Here is a 14,164-nt window from a genome sequence, read left to right on the forward strand (position 1 = left end):
CGCGAGCCGCTTCTCCGCCTCCGCCCGGTCGGTCGCCGCCGTCACGGCGACGTCGTGGTCGGCGAAGTGGTCCGAGACGATGCGCTGCATGCCCGCGTCGTCCTCGACGAGGAGGATGTGGGTGGTGCCGGCGCGCGCGCTCCGACCCTGACCCCGGTCCAGACTGGATTCGATCATGGCCACCTCCGGCTTGCGGCGGCCCGCCGTCAAGGCAGGATGCAGACCTGACACCTCGGCTGTGTAAGCCCAAATTTGTCCTGCTTGGACTAGCGCCAGTGAATTATTCATAACCCTACCAACCATGTAGATCTGTCACTGACTGCTGTTTTTACTTCGCATAATCATCAAAAATATAGACTTCATCGCAATATGATTCTCTCAATTACTCAAATTCATATCTACGTTTAAACAAGGTGATTTAATTGGCAAATACTTGAGGCTGAAAATTTAGTGGCGCGTCCGAATAAATGATAAAGACACTAGATGGTTTGGAAGTTGATCAAGCATCAGAGATAATGCCATAATATATGCGCTCAAGGAGAAATTTGGCGCAAATTTGCATGCATTTGCCCTCATTCTCAGTAATGCGCAGTAGTGGAAACATCCGCCCTGCCTCATCAGCACTCACTGAGATGTCGATGAGCGTACTCGCGAGGGAGAATGTCGGTTTGCTGCAACGGGGCAATCCGTAAGCGCCGAGGAGCCTGAAGCGTAGGCATGGCGCATGGTGACGTCCGCGATGCCGTCCCAGCGATGATTACCCGGCCAGCCGTGCCACCGACCATCCCGTTTCGCCCCACTGTCTGCATCGCCGTCATCGTGTTCGCGGCCCTGCCGCGCGCAGTGCCATACTGGAGAAGACACCGTCTCGGCGGATGAGCCCGTGGATCAGGGCAGCACCGAGATGGGCGAGAATGAGAGCGAAGAGGGCGTAGGCCAACACGGTGTGGAGGCCCCGCAGCCACGCATACAGGACGGGACTCTGCGGCAGGATCGGAGGCAGCACGATCGGTCCCGCGAGCGCGACGGGGTAGCGTGCCGCCGACAGCATCGCCCAGCCGATGACGGGCATGGCCAGCATCAGGCCGTAGAGCGCGATGTGCGAGGCGTGCGCGGCGTGGCGCTGCCACGCGGGCAGATCCAACGGCAGGGGCGGCGGCGGATGGCGCCAGCGGTTGGCAAGCCTGATGGCGGCGAGCAGCAGGATTAGAATACCCAGGGGGCGGTGCAGGGCTACCAGCACATAGTAATCGGCCAGCGACGTCACCATCGCAACGCCGATGAACAGCATCGCCAGGATCAGCGCCGCCATGTTCCAGTGGAGGAGGCGCGCCGGCAGGTTGAAGCGGAGGGAACGTGTCACAGGCCGGCTCCTTGCGTTGTCATCTCGGACACGGCACTCGCGCTCTTTGCCTCGCCGGCCCGGCGGGTGAAGGAACGGGAATAGGCCGCCGAGCGGGCACTCAGCAGAGGATCGTCGGAGGGCGCGATGCCATCCGGCAGAACGAGCGGGTCGAAGTTGATATCCCGGCAGTTGCCCGCCTCTTCCGGGACGGCATTCGTTAGGGTGAGCGTGCCCGTGTCGACGGTCTCACGGCCTGCGGGCCAGGGTAGGGTCGCATCGTCGGTCGCATCACTGGGCTGCCCCAGCGTCGCGATGAGTTGCCAGCGCCGTGGGCCGTGCCGGAGTTGCGCGATCAGATCATCGAACAGGTAATTCTTGTCCGTCATTGCGGACCGCGCGGCAGTCTCCGGCGTCGCCTGCATCTCCGGCACGAAGGCCCAGCGTACCGGTGTCGCGGACCCGTCGGCGGCGACGAACCGGAAGGCGTTTAGGCCCCAGAATGTGCTGTCGGCGAAGCCCGAGGTGATCGTGCGCGCCTTGATCAGGGCGGCCGCCTTCGCACTCTTGGGGTGGTTGGCGAAGAAGGACTTCAGGCGCTCTGGGTCGGGTTTGCCGGTCGCCGGATCGGGTTTGGCGGCGAGAAGCTGCTCGTAGAAGGCTTCGGGCGTACGTACCGGGAAGACCGGGATGTTGTTCATGCCGGTACGCCACTCCTCTCCTCCAGGAAGCCGGAAGCGCAGGGCAAGGCTGCGCACGGTGGCCAGAGCATCGGCCGCGTAGGGCTGGCCGCCGGCCAGGGCCACCCGCCCCTCGACTGGTGTCACCCGATTTGCCGCGAACACGTTCGCCTTCGAGAGACGGGCACCCGCGCCGTTGGCGACGAAGCGGCCCGCTACGCACAAGCCCTTGGCGTGGTTGCGCCGGAAACCGGGATGCGGACCGTTCACCTGCTCGAAGCGGTCGATCACGTGCGCCGGCGTCAGGGTGGCCGGCGACAGCCAGCCGCCGGCATAGGCGAAGGCGCCCACGCTTCCAGCCAGCACCGCGCCGATAGTGGAGAGCCGGAGAAGCAGGGCACGAGTCGTCGTTCCGGGGGGCGCCCCGGTCAGATCGTTCAGCAAGGTCATGATGGGCCTCAGGTGTTCGTCGCGCTCGTGCGGCGAATCTCGTTGGCGAGGGGGTGCAGCGTGGCCGGGTCGGCCCTGCCGACGAGGCTGTAGCCGAGGCCGTCTTGGGCCCAGGCGTAGCCGATGGCCGTGTCGGACCTATGCTCGCGCATCGGCGCGTCGCCAGGCTCGGCCATTGGACGCATCAACATGACGAGACGCGTGCCGCGCTGGTCGTCGTACATCAGCAGGCCCGCAGGGCCATGCGGCGTCGCGACGAGGCGCCCCCCCATCAGTTGGTACCCGGCGGAGCTCAGGTCGGGCACGCCCACCTTGCGGTCGAGGCGAGTGGTGAACCAGCGGGCGAGTTCGTCACGATCGCTGGCGGCCAACTCGACCGGCCGCAGGCGGTCCGGCGCATAGACCGCGAAGTTCGCGCTGGCCTCCTGCGCCAGGGCATCGACGCCGGAGGGGATAGGCGCGAATGCGCCGCGCAGCCCCCAGCCACCGAGACCGCCAAGGATCAGGAGCATTGCGGCGGCGCCGGCCTGCCAAGCGGGTATCTGGGGACGCCGCCGCGCCTCCACGAGGTGCACGAGGTTAAGTTGCGCCGGGACCGGCTCGGTCATCACAGGTGCGAAGGCGGCACGCAAATCGCGGCCCAGGTCGCGCAGGCGCTCGACCCGCGTGCGAACTTCGGGGTTGGCGGTGAGATAGGACTCGACTTCGGCGCGACGGACGGGGTCGAGCCGCTCGTCGACGAGCGCCTGGAGATCGTCCTCATTGATCGGGCGCATGGTCATTTCACCCTCCTGAGCAGCGGGCGCTTGGCAGGAGCGGAGCCGCTCTCGCCGTCCATGAGCTGGATCATTCGGTCGCGGGCACGCGAAAGTCTCGACATTACGGTGCCCACCGGGATGGATAGCACTTGCGCAGTCTCGGCGTAGGAGAGACCCTCGACCGTCACGAGCAGGAGCACGCCGCGCTGCTCCTCGGGCAGCGTGTCGAGGGCGACCATCAAGTCGCGGTGGCGCAGGCCGTCGTCTTGGTTCGGGGCGACCGACAGGCTTGCCTCCGACACGTCCTCAACGGGCATGTGCACCCCGCGGCGGGCGCGCTGGCGCATCTGGCTCATCGCGAGGTTGTGCAGGATCGCGTAGAGCCACGTGCGGGCGTCTCCGTCCGGCCGTCGCTGATGCCAACGGCCGACGGCACGCTCCAGGCAATCCTGAACTAGATCGTCGGCATCGGACGGGTTGCGCAGGAGCGCACTGGCATAGCGGCGCAGGGCTGGGATCAGCGGCTCGACGAGGCGCATCATGTCGCTCACGATGGGCCTCCTGACATGCGGGCATCTCCTTCGCTGAGAAGCCGTCCCATGAGGACGAAATTCTGCATTGCACGGACAAGGACGCCAGTTCGCGCGGCTTATTCCACGGGCCGCAAAAAATTCTTGCGGCACCGCCGCGCCGGCATCGACCGACGCCAATCGGACTGTCTGAGCGTGGAATAGAACACGACCGATGGCGTCTGTCGGGGATCGGCCCCTGTGGCCCTTCAATGGATTGGCAAGCTCGATGCCACGTCACGGGCGGGAAAGTGTTCCAGACTATGTCTTGGACAAGTGCAGCAGCGCGAGCTGCTTTGGATCCCAATTGCTTTGTGGCTTCGCACTGTATGCCGCGGCGGTGTTCGCTCTACTCCTGATCTGAAGGCTTAAGCAGCTTTGATGATCATGTCCGCTTCCGGCCTCTGTGTATACAAAATGGGACGACCGGGATGGGCGCACTGCGGAACGTCCGGGTTGCAAAGTTGCGTTGCGGCCTGGAGAGGGTCCGCCGCTGATAGCGGCGTGACGAGCAGCAGCCGAGCCTCAAAAATTATCGTGCCACCTCAATGGCATAGGTGTTCGCATTTATGTTCAAGCTGGCGCGCCATTCAAATCACGTGCTTAGCGGATGCCGGGGCAATGCCCTTTCCCGCTGACGACTGTCGGACGACCAACCCACGCAGTCTCTGAACTCGCGACGAGAGCGTGTTTGGTCCCGGCTTTTGGTGGAGCGGGTCGAGCCTGAAGTGCTCTGATTCTGCGGCCCAGGCTTTGCTGATAGCCTCGTAACTCGACCGACAGCACGGTCGAATGCCGCTCCTTCGGCCCAGTACGCTGATCGAGGACGGACGTGCGCGTCTTCCACTTCGCCACGGCTTTCAGGTTGATGCCGTATCGCTCGGCCAGCGTTCGATCTGGCGCAGCTTCAGCACCACCTGCTCCCCGCTCGTCTTCTGACCTCGCCGCATGTCCGACGCCTTCGGTCCTGGCTGATCCTCTCAATCAGCCCGGTCCAAAGCCAGCCGGTCAGGTCAGATTCGGAGCGACGCGCTTGGTGTGCCGTCCGCGATGAGAACAGGTCGCGGGCGCGAGCCTCGCCGCCCTCACGGATTCGTCGGCGCGGCGTCCGAGGCTACGCGTACACGCGAAAGTAATCGACGCGCATATGGGTGAGCTTCTGCGCTTCGGTCAGTTGAGGGGCCGGGACATCCGTCCGCAACGCCAATGTGAGGAGCGGCCAGAAGACGTCGCCGGCTTGTTCCATCTCCGACGCGCGGGTGAGTGTCCAGATATTGAGCTGGTTCGTTTTAGGATTGATGATTGGCTTGCGCTCAAAATAAGGAATGCATTGACCGTCCTGGATCAGCACGCCGTACCGGCAGTACTGTTCGGTCATATCGACGGGCGTGGGAACGCCGGTGCCTTCGTTGTGCTCGCCGGGCTGCCCCCATTCGTGCAGGTACGCGCCGTAGAGCTTCGGCTCGAAACCCTTATGCTCGACGATATCGACCTCTATGCTCCGTTTGGCATTGGTGATGCCATCCCGGTTGAGAAGCCAGAAGGCCGGCCACGTGAGCGGATGCCGCGGAAATCTCATCCGCGCTTCGAGATAGCCTTGGCGCCAGCCGACCGATACGACACCGCTGCGGCTGCCGGTCTGCAAATTTCCGGAAATCCACTGATAGTCGGATGTGTTGTTTCCATAGTAATTCACGACGCTCATCTTGCGTCCGATGTATTTCGCGGAAATCTGGAGGGCCGTGCCGCCCGTGGCCTCCGCATCCGCGACGATCTCGTAGGGTTTGAAGCCTTCCGCCCCGGCAAGGGGAGCGAAGGCGGAACGGCCGTAGAAACCGGACGGCCCTGTCGTGGCCTTCGGTCCGCCATTCCAGATCCGTCCGTTGATCTCCGCGAAGGGCTCATCGAAGACGAGCGTGCGGCCCTGCGTCGGATCCACGGAGGCGTCGATCGCCGCGCTCGAGCGGCTGGTCGGCAGCAGGGATGCGGCCGCGCAGATCGGTAGATCCCGGAAGCACGATTTCAGCAGATCGCGGCGTACCCAGCGAGGTTTCGTCATGGCTCAGGCTCCGAGTTCCGGCGTGGCAAGTGAGAGAGAACTTCGCGGCACAAACCTCCCTTTCGCGGCGACGCCATGATCTGGGACGTGCCGGTGCCCGGCGGCGCGCCGCTGTGGTGAGGCTGACGGCTTTCAGGACCGGTTTCGCTCCCGTGTTTCCGCTCGCAGGATGTCCAGCGCCATGGCGCGGGCCCTGGCCATTCCGTAGCGGTGTCGATACCCGGCCTGCCGCAGACGATCGTTGGGGAACCGCATCCTCCAGAGAGGATTGCGCAAGGGCAGCGTCCGGTTGCGCAGGAAATCGTGGAGCCAGTCGACGAGGGCCGGCATCGGGATGACCCGAAAGCGGGGATCGCGGCTTATCGCGAACGCCCGCCGCATGAAGTCGCCGATCCGCGCATCGCGCGTCTCGTGATCGGAGAGATTGAAGACCTGGACCTCGCCCGCCGGCCAAGCCCCGGTCAGGGACCGCGTCATCGTCCAGATCGCCGCGTCCGTGACGTCCCGGACGTAGACGTGATGGGAGGGCCGATGCGCTGCGAAGAGGCGCTTCGAGAGGCTCCAGTCGCGCAAGCCGATGAGATTATGGAGATCGACGACCACCGTCGGGCGCAGGATCACGTAGGGAAGGGTCGAGGCGATCCGCCTGATGGCCTCTTCGCCGGCGAGCTTCGTTCGACCGTAGGCGCGAACGTAGTCCAGGGCCCAGTATTCGGATTTGACGTCGACGCTGCTGGTGAGAACCGGCGCCGTCTCCGTCATGGTGCGCGCGCGGCCGCTGCCATACACGGAGACGGTGCTCATGTAGCAGAAGGCCCGGACGCCGTCCCGCTCGGCGGCTTCGGCCAGTCGCCGCGTCGCCTCGACATTGATGGCCTGCATCCGATCCTGCTTCCCGAGCTCGGCGGCGAGATGCATGACGGCCGCGCAGCCGTCGACGAGGCCGGCGTAATCCTGATCCGCCGTGAAGTCGAAGGTCCGCCACTCGACCCGACCCGTGCGCGGCTGCGCCTCGGTCAGGGGCTGGGACGTGACGGCCCTGACCGCGTAGCCGCGTTCCTGCAGGTCCTCCACCAGGATGCGGCCGATCCGCCCCGTCGCCCCCGTCACGAGGACGCGGAGATCGCCCGGGACGGGCGGAGACGTTCGGAGGTCGGGGACCACGGTGTCGCGCTGCTCCCGGACCTTCAGCAGGTCGGCGAGGCGGATCGCCAGAGCGACGATCATCTGCGTGGGATTGCAGTGGCCTCCTGTCGGGAACACCGAACTTCCCGTGACGAACAGGCCGTCGATCCCGTGAACCTGGCCGCGCGCATCGACGACGCCCCTGGTAGCATCGTCGGACATGCGGGTGGTGCCGGTCGGGTGGGCGACATCGACGAAGCTGAGCGGGATCGGCGCCTCTTCGCGCACCCAGTCTGCCAGCTCGGGCACGGGCAGGCCCAGGCGGGCGAACTCGGAGACGACGAGCCGCGCCGTCTCGCGCATCGTGCGGCCTTCATCTTCGTGACTGCGCCAGTCGATCAGGGGCAGCCGGCTGCCCAGGTGATCCCGCTGATCGGACAGCATGACCCGGCTCTCGGGATCCGGCCGCTGCTCGACCATGCATTCGAGGCTCAGCTCGGAGAGCTTCCGCGGAAAGCCGTTGCGCGCGATGAAATGGTCCCGGCAGCCGCGCAGGAGCAGCGGCAGGTTCGACGTCAGCGTCAGGATGTCCTTCGCCCGCGGCTTGCCGACCAGAATCCTCCGGATCGCGTCGCCCGGGTCGTCGGGGGCGAGCGTCTCCCCGAGCCAGACCGCGCTGTTCAGGAGCTGACGGCTTCGCTGGACGTCCGGGCTCAAGCGGAGCCCGCCCCGGAACAGCCGATCCTCGATGGTGTAGCGGCCGAACCGCCGCTGCAGCGCGCGCGATCGGTGAGGGTCGAAATGCGCGACCGGCCCGCGCAGATGATCCATCAGGTAGCGACCCACGCGGTCGAACCTGTTGCCGAGGCCGCCCGGGACCTGATGATCGGAGGCGAGGAGGAGCCGCGCATTCTCGATCCCGCCGGCACACAGGACGACATGGCGGGCCGGCAGCTTGACGATCGCGCCGTCGGGCGCCGCGACTTGGACGCCCTGTACCCTGTCGCCCGTCCCGTTCACGTCGATCGCGACGACGGTCGCGCCGCTGATCAACGTGACGTTCGGGCCCAACTTCTCGTCCAGTTTCCGCCCGAAGCGCGTGTACTCGAACGGATAGGATTCGGCGTCGTCGCGGCTGAACTGCCAGAAGAAGGGCAGGAGCATCCGAGGATCCGGCTCGGACCAGCCTGGCTGCGAACCGAACAGGTCCCAGAAGCGCGCGTCGCTGAAATGGTTGCCGTAGGCGAGCCCGAGATACTTGGCCGTCCGCTCGAGATAAGGATCGAGTGCGTCGCGCTGGAACGGCCACCCACTCTCCGGGACCCAGGCACGCTGCTCGAAGTCGATCGTGTCGAAAGGGGCGCACCGGCCGCCCCACGTGTGCGAGCTACCACCCACGATCCGGTTCCGGACGGCCCACTGGGTCGCGCGCGGCCGGCCGACAATCACGATGGCGTCCAGCGCGTCCGCGCTCTCCATCCGGTCGAGGCCGCCGCTCTCCAGCAGCACGACCCTCAGGCCGCCGCCGGACAGCTCGCGCGCCAAGGTGCTCCCGGCCGGGCCCGTCCCGACAATGCAGACATCGCAAGCCGCATCCAGAAGACCCTCGATTTCACGTGCGGCACGCAGTTGGATCACGGTGGGCGGCTCCCGGGCTCATTCCATCGAGACTACCGTCGCGCACTTATTGCTGAAGCGCGGACGTGGACGATCGACGCGTTGAGGAGGCATGAATATGCTCAGTGTCCACTTGCCATGACGCCGGATCGTCAGTGATTCTTCGGGCACGACGCGGATATGGACCAGCGATAGATCCGTCGACGAGCGGGCGCGACGGTTGCGCGCGGTCGTGAGGACGGCGATCCATGACGCTCCGCGGCGCGGTCCGGACGTTGTCGGCCGGTGGTGCGGCTCTCCCGTGCGACGCGCGCCTATCGCCCCGTACCGGCCGGCCGGCGCATCGCGGCTGCGAACCCTGACGCGCTCGGCGGGCCGCCGCGTCGATGCTGCTTCCGCGGCGCGCGCGACGACTTAGAGCCATGCCCGATCGCGTTGCAATCGGGCATGGCTCTAAACCTTTGTCTTGACGCGCTCTCTCACGCCGAACCGGTATCCACTTCGGCGGAGTGCGCTCTAGGGTCGAGGTGGAGGATGGGCCGGGCCGCTGCGCGACCGGGGGCTGGCCGAGGTTCAGCATGCCGATTGCCGGATCGCGTCGGCGTGAATGTGCACGATCCTCTCGGCACTGTACTGGTCGATGTGAAGCTTCCTGAATTCCGAAAACGATCTCTCCAGGATTATATTGTCGCAGTAATACTCCATGGATTCTATGAGCGCCTCCTCGTCGTCGGGTGGGATCAGGCGCCCGAGACGTCGGTCGACCAGGATGTCGCTGGGGCCGAATTCGCAGTCGGTGGATATGACGGGCAGTCCGCACCGGAGGGCTTCGCAGATCGCCAGCGACCAGCCCTCCCATCGAGACGTCGCGACGAAGACATCACTCGCGAAGAGCGCCCGTTGCGGGTTGTCCGGGTAGTGGACGAGCCGGACGACCTCGGACAGGCCGAGCGCCTGAATCTGGTCCGCCAGCGCCGCTTTGTCGGATCCGTGGCCGACCAAGTTGAGCCGCACGTTCCTGCGCCGCTCGTACAATCGCGCGAACGCGCGCACCAGAAGGTCCTGACCCTTCTGGAAGGCGTAGCGTCCGACATTCACGAAGGTGATGACGGCGGGGTCGGGCCGGATGTCGGCGTCCGACGCTTCGAAGTGCCTGACCGGGTTGGGAACCCAGTACATCGGCCGTCTGCAGTTGAAATCGGCCTCGAACGCCCGGAGCTGCCGCGGCGACGTGCCGAAAACGGAAGCGATCCGCGGGAGGATGTAATGCTTCAGGAGGAAGAACTTGACCTTCGATTTCAGGCTGGCGGATTCGCGCCGCGGGTTGCCGTGCAGGTGCATCGTGATCCGCTGCGGGATGCCCAACCGGGCGAGCCAGAAGATGACGGTCGGCTCGATCTGCGGGACGATGACCAGATCGTAGCGGCCTCCTTTGCTGACATCCCTGAAGATCCGCAGGAGGTGCAGGCGCGATGTGACCGGCCGGAAGACGCTTCTGTAAGGCCGCGGTTCCGCCGGGTAGTTCGCGTGCTGCGTGACTCGCAGCACGTCGACGGCGAACTCGGTGCCGCACTTCTGCGCGAGTTCCCCGCCGATCGTGTCGACCACTCGCTCGATGCCGGCGAAGACGGAAGACCCCGGCTGTAGATAAAGGATCTGGACCTTCTCACGATCTCCGGCCGCCATCCCAACCAACTCCTTCCGTTCAGAGCTCCGGCGATCCGGGCGCGGGCCCGTCGACGATGCCGGAGTCCGACTCACGCGCGATTGAGAACGGCGCCGATCACGTTCGCGCCGGCACCGATCAGGCCGTTCACCGCGTCCGACAGCTCGTCGACGGTCGTCCGCCCGGCCTCGGCGACGATCACCACGACATCCGCTCGACGGGCCGCGACCCGGGACTCGGCCGAGACGGAGAGCGGCGGCAGGTCGAGGATGACGTAGCCCCCCCGGCGCATCTGGTCGATGACGCTCTGGAAGACCGAGGAGCTGAGGGAGATGCCGGTGCCGACCGCCGTGTACGGCGACCGCGACGGCAGGACCGAGACGCCCCCGAAATCCACGAACTTGGCGAGGGCCAGATGGCTCGGATTGATGATCAGGTCGGCGAGACTCGCGCCGACCCCGGCCTTGGAGTCCGGGGTCAGGAAGAAGGTTCCGGCGCCGTGGATATTCGTGTCGATCAGCCGGGCGGTTCGGCCACCTTCCTGCAGCAGGCGCGCCAAGCTCAGGCCGATCAGGGTCGTGCCGGTGCGCGGGGTGCAGCCGACCAGGGCGATGACACAGTCGGAATCGTGGCCGCGCGCGGAGAGGGCCAGCTGGATCGACGTCCGAAGGTCTCGGACGCCCGTGGAGAATTTGACGTTGAGGAACCACGGCGCGTTGACGTTGCGCAGATCCACGGTCTCGCGGCGCCCCTCGGCCGTCTTGCGCAGGACCTCGGGCATCACGGCGAGGCAGGGGATGCCGGCCCTCTGGACGAGATCCTGCGGCGTCCGGATCCGGCGGTCGAAGGCCTGCAGCAGCGCCACGGCCAGGAAGCCGCCGACGAGGCCGATCATCGCGCCGAGGCCGAGGATCAGGGTCTTCCGCGGGGCCGAGGGTTTGAGGGGCTGCAGCGCCGCGCCGATCACCCGCGCGTCGGCATCGGGCGTCGGCGCGTCCGGCAGCGTGCCCTCGGTGACGGCCGCCGCGGCGGACCGCGCCTGGGAGGCGAGGGCATTGACGCGACCCTGGAGGAACTCGGCACCGTTCTTGGCCGCATCGGCCTTGGCAGCGATGGATTGCAGGAGATAGGCCGAGACGGCCGCGTTCGCGACGCGCCGCGCCAGGTTCGGGTCTCTGGACGTGTACGAGACCTCGACAACGTACGACTGTCCGACCCGCCTGACGGTAAATCGCTCGGCGAAGTTCTCGAACTTCCTCTGCTGCAGGATGGCTGCCGTCGACGGCGGGGCGGTCCGCAGCCCCGACAATTCGGACGCGCCCGGGCCCGGCTCCTTCGGGCTCTCGGCTTCCGGAGGACCGAATTCCGGATTGTTCGCCAGCTGGAGACTGTTGAACACGTTCGCCAGCAGCCGTTCCGAGCGGAGGACCTGGAGCTCACTCTCGGCCCGGCCCACATCGAGGCTCGGCATCAGGGCGCCATCGGAGGAGCCCGAGCCCACCGGGCGCCGCGGCTCGAGCAGCAGCACAGCGGTCGCCGTGTAGAAGGGGGTCGCGGTCACCGTGTAGAGCGCCGCGCAGCCGATGCAGAAGACCACCCAGACGGCCACCGCCAGTTTGTGCCGGCGGGCCGCCTTGAGGGCCGCCGAGATGACGGCCAGCGGGCCGTCCTGCACGCCGATGGAGGTCGTCTCCGGAGAATGGGAGACCGATTGGGACTGGTCCGGCGGGATCCGGTTGGTGTTGTGGATGTTCATCTCACACTTTCCGTCGGATCTTCAGGGCCCGCTCGGGCTCCAGCCGTCCCAGGAGCACGTCCGCGGCGCCGCGCAGATTGCCGCGCAGCCGGCCGCGCCGGTCGATGAACGGCTCGGGGGCCGCGAAGCGCGTCACGTTGCTGAGAACGTTGCGGGTAATCTGGCCGAAGACTTGAGACAGGGTCATCGTGCCCTTGCGCAGCATGTATAGCGGGTTGACAATCTGCGAGTAGCCGAGCCGATCGCCGGAGATCCGGCCGCCTTTCACGCCCATATGGACGCCGCGGGCCTCCATGCATTTGACGAGCCGGCCGCCTCGGGCCGCCAGGGCCGCGCCGAAATCGCGGTCCTCGAGCCAGCCGTACAGGACGAGCCGCTCGTCGAAGCGCAGCGTGCCGATGGCCGAGCGACGGAACGCCATGTTGCAGCCGTACGGGCTGAAGGCCTCGATGGGCGCCGCCGGCTCGACCGGAGCCAGCGCGGCGAGCATCCGGTCGACCTCGGTGAAGCGCAGTCCGGGCCCCTTGATGCCGTCCGCGACGACGTCGCCCGTCAGGCCGACGATGTCCGGCTCGTCTTCGAAGCGCTGCGCGGCTGCCGCGAGCCAGCCGGCCTCGGGGACGAAGTCATCGTCGAAGAAGACCACGATATCGATCGCCTCGGGCAGCGCGGCGAGGGCGGCATTTCTCTGAGTGGCGAGGCCGGGACGCCCCGTGACCACCGTCACGCCGGGCCACGCGGCCGCCTCGCCGGCATCGTCCGGGGTGACGCAGGAGATCAGGATGGCGGCGGGCTTCAGGGTCTGCCGATCCAGGATCCGCCGCAGCGTGCCGGTCACCACCTCGGGACGGCCCAGCGTCGCGATGGCGACAGCGATGCTGGGCGGAGATGGCGGTGCCGCGGATCGCGCGGCAGGGCGCGCGGCGGGGCGCGCGGTCGGCCGCACCTTCGGCGCCCGCATGAGATCGAGGTAGCCCTGCGCCGAAGCCTCCCACGAGAAGAGGGCGGCCTGATCGCGACCGCGGCCGATCAGGTCCGATCGCAGGTCCGGGCTCGCGGCCAGGGCGCGGATCTGGTCGAGCCAGCGTTCCGGCCGGTCCGGCGGAGCGAGCAGGGCCGCCGACCCGCAGATCTCCGGCAAACTCGCGCGGTCGGTCGAGACGACGGGGCAGCCGCGTGCCATCGCCTCCAGCGCCGGAAGCCCGAACCCCTCCGTGAGGGAGGGGAAGGCCAGGCACAGGGCGCGCTCCATCAGGTAGGCGAGGTCGTGGTCGGTGACGAAGCCGAGGTGGCGGACATTCTCGCCGCGCCGCAGGTCCTCGGCGGCGTAGATGGTCGCCTGGCCGCCCGCCACTACGAGGTCGAGCCCGAGTGCGCCCAAGGCGGGCGCCAGTTTGAGCAGCAGATCGAGGTTCTTGTGGCGGGCGCGGGACCCGAGGGCCAGCACGAAGGGGCGCTCCAGGCCGTCGGCGTCCCGGTCCAGGGCCGCCGGCGCCCGGACGGCCTGTCGCGGATCCCAGGCGTGCACGTGCTCGTGCCCGTTCGGGAGCACGACGATGTCGGAGGCTTTCACCGAGAGATGGTTGGCGATCTGTCCGGCCGAGAAGCTCGAGACGGTGGCGATCCGCGCGGCACGGCGCGCCAGAAGCGGCTGGAGCGTCCTGTAGAAGGTCCGGAACGACGCGCTGTAGCTCTCCGGCGCGTTGAACACGTTCGCGTCGTGGATGCAGACGACCTGATCGGCCTTCAGCGCGGGGGCGGTGTTGCAGAGGTTGAGCAATCGGCCGGGCCAGGCGCGCGGCAGGACGAATTGCTCCCAGGCATGCCCACCCGCCGGTCCGACGGTGCGGAGCGGCGTGCCTGCGAGACGGGGATCCTCCGCGTCCGGCACGGACAGCAAGAGGGCGCTCTCGCCACGAGCGGTCAGGGCTGCGCTCAGCGCCCGGGTGACGTTCATCGCGTAGCGCTGAACCCCGGTCATCGGCTGGGTGAGGAACCGACCGTTGATTCCGAACGATCCGACTGCCGTCATGCTGTCGCTCTACTCCTGTCGGAGCCCCGATTCGCGGATCGAATACGAGAACAAGAGTGTTCCACCTTTCGCGTGAGCGGCGCGGTCGGACCCGCGATCCCAGGAGCCGG

At 66.8% G+C, this 14,164-nt stretch carries 9 protein-coding genes and 1 pseudogene; all 10 read right to left on the reverse strand.

Annotated elements, in window-relative coordinates; translation table 11 throughout:
• Window positions 1-814 precede the first annotated feature (814 nt).
• Window positions 815-1,363, reverse strand: a complete 549-nt coding sequence (locus tag ASG32_RS09035) for a cytochrome b/b6 domain-containing protein (RefSeq protein WP_056524818.1) — start codon at window positions 1,361-1,363, stop codon at window positions 815-817.
• Window positions 1,360-2,472, reverse strand: coding sequence for a catalase family peroxidase (locus ASG32_RS09040; protein ID WP_056524821.1), 1,113 nt, complete (start codon window positions 2,470-2,472; stop codon window positions 1,360-1,362). Before ASG32_RS09040 ends, ASG32_RS09035 begins: the two co-directional genes overlap by 4 nt.
• Before the next feature lie 8 nt (window positions 2,473-2,480).
• A complete protein-coding gene (locus ASG32_RS09045) occupies window positions 2,481-3,248 on the reverse strand; it encodes an anti-sigma factor (RefSeq protein ID WP_082557816.1) in 768 nt (255 codons plus the stop codon).
• 2 nt (window positions 3,249-3,250) lie between these two features.
• Window positions 3,251-3,781 carry a sigma-70 family RNA polymerase sigma factor gene (locus ASG32_RS09050; RefSeq protein WP_082557810.1) on the reverse strand — a complete coding sequence of 177 codons (531 nt, stop codon included), beginning with the start codon at window positions 3,779-3,781 and terminating at the stop codon, window positions 3,251-3,253.
• Window positions 3,782-4,570: 789 nt separating this feature from the next.
• Window positions 4,571-4,690 (reverse strand): annotated as a pseudogene (locus tag ASG32_RS34975) (IS481 family transposase); the annotation flags it as partial.
• 223 nt (window positions 4,691-4,913) lie between these two features.
• Window positions 4,914-5,858: a family 16 glycosylhydrolase gene (locus ASG32_RS09055; RefSeq protein WP_056524828.1), complete on the reverse strand. Its 945-nt coding sequence runs from the start codon at window positions 5,856-5,858 to the stop codon at window positions 4,914-4,916.
• A gap of 132 nt (window positions 5,859-5,990) precedes the next feature.
• A complete protein-coding gene (locus ASG32_RS09060; protein ID WP_056524831.1) occupies window positions 5,991-8,621 on the reverse strand; it encodes an FAD-dependent oxidoreductase in 2,631 nt (876 codons plus the stop codon).
• 552 nt (window positions 8,622-9,173) lie between these two features.
• Window positions 9,174-10,286: a glycosyltransferase gene (locus ASG32_RS09065; protein WP_056524834.1), complete on the reverse strand. Its 1,113-nt coding sequence runs from the start codon at window positions 10,284-10,286 to the stop codon at window positions 9,174-9,176.
• Between the two features lie 71 nt (window positions 10,287-10,357).
• Window positions 10,358-12,022: a Wzz/FepE/Etk N-terminal domain-containing protein gene (locus ASG32_RS09070; RefSeq protein WP_056524837.1), complete on the reverse strand. Its 1,665-nt coding sequence runs from the start codon at window positions 12,020-12,022 to the stop codon at window positions 10,358-10,360.
• A 1-nt stretch (window position 12,023) separates the two neighbouring features.
• The gene (locus tag ASG32_RS09075; protein ID WP_056524839.1) at window positions 12,024-14,054 is read right to left on the reverse strand and encodes a glycosyltransferase; all 2,031 of its coding nucleotides are present in this window, start codon (window positions 14,052-14,054) and stop codon (window positions 12,024-12,026) included.
• Window positions 14,055-14,164 lie beyond the last annotated feature (110 nt).

Origin of the sequence: Methylobacterium sp. Leaf361, from assembly GCF_001424445.1 — a bacterium.
In the GTDB taxonomy this organism is placed as follows: Bacteria; Pseudomonadota; Alphaproteobacteria; order Rhizobiales; family Beijerinckiaceae; genus Methylobacterium.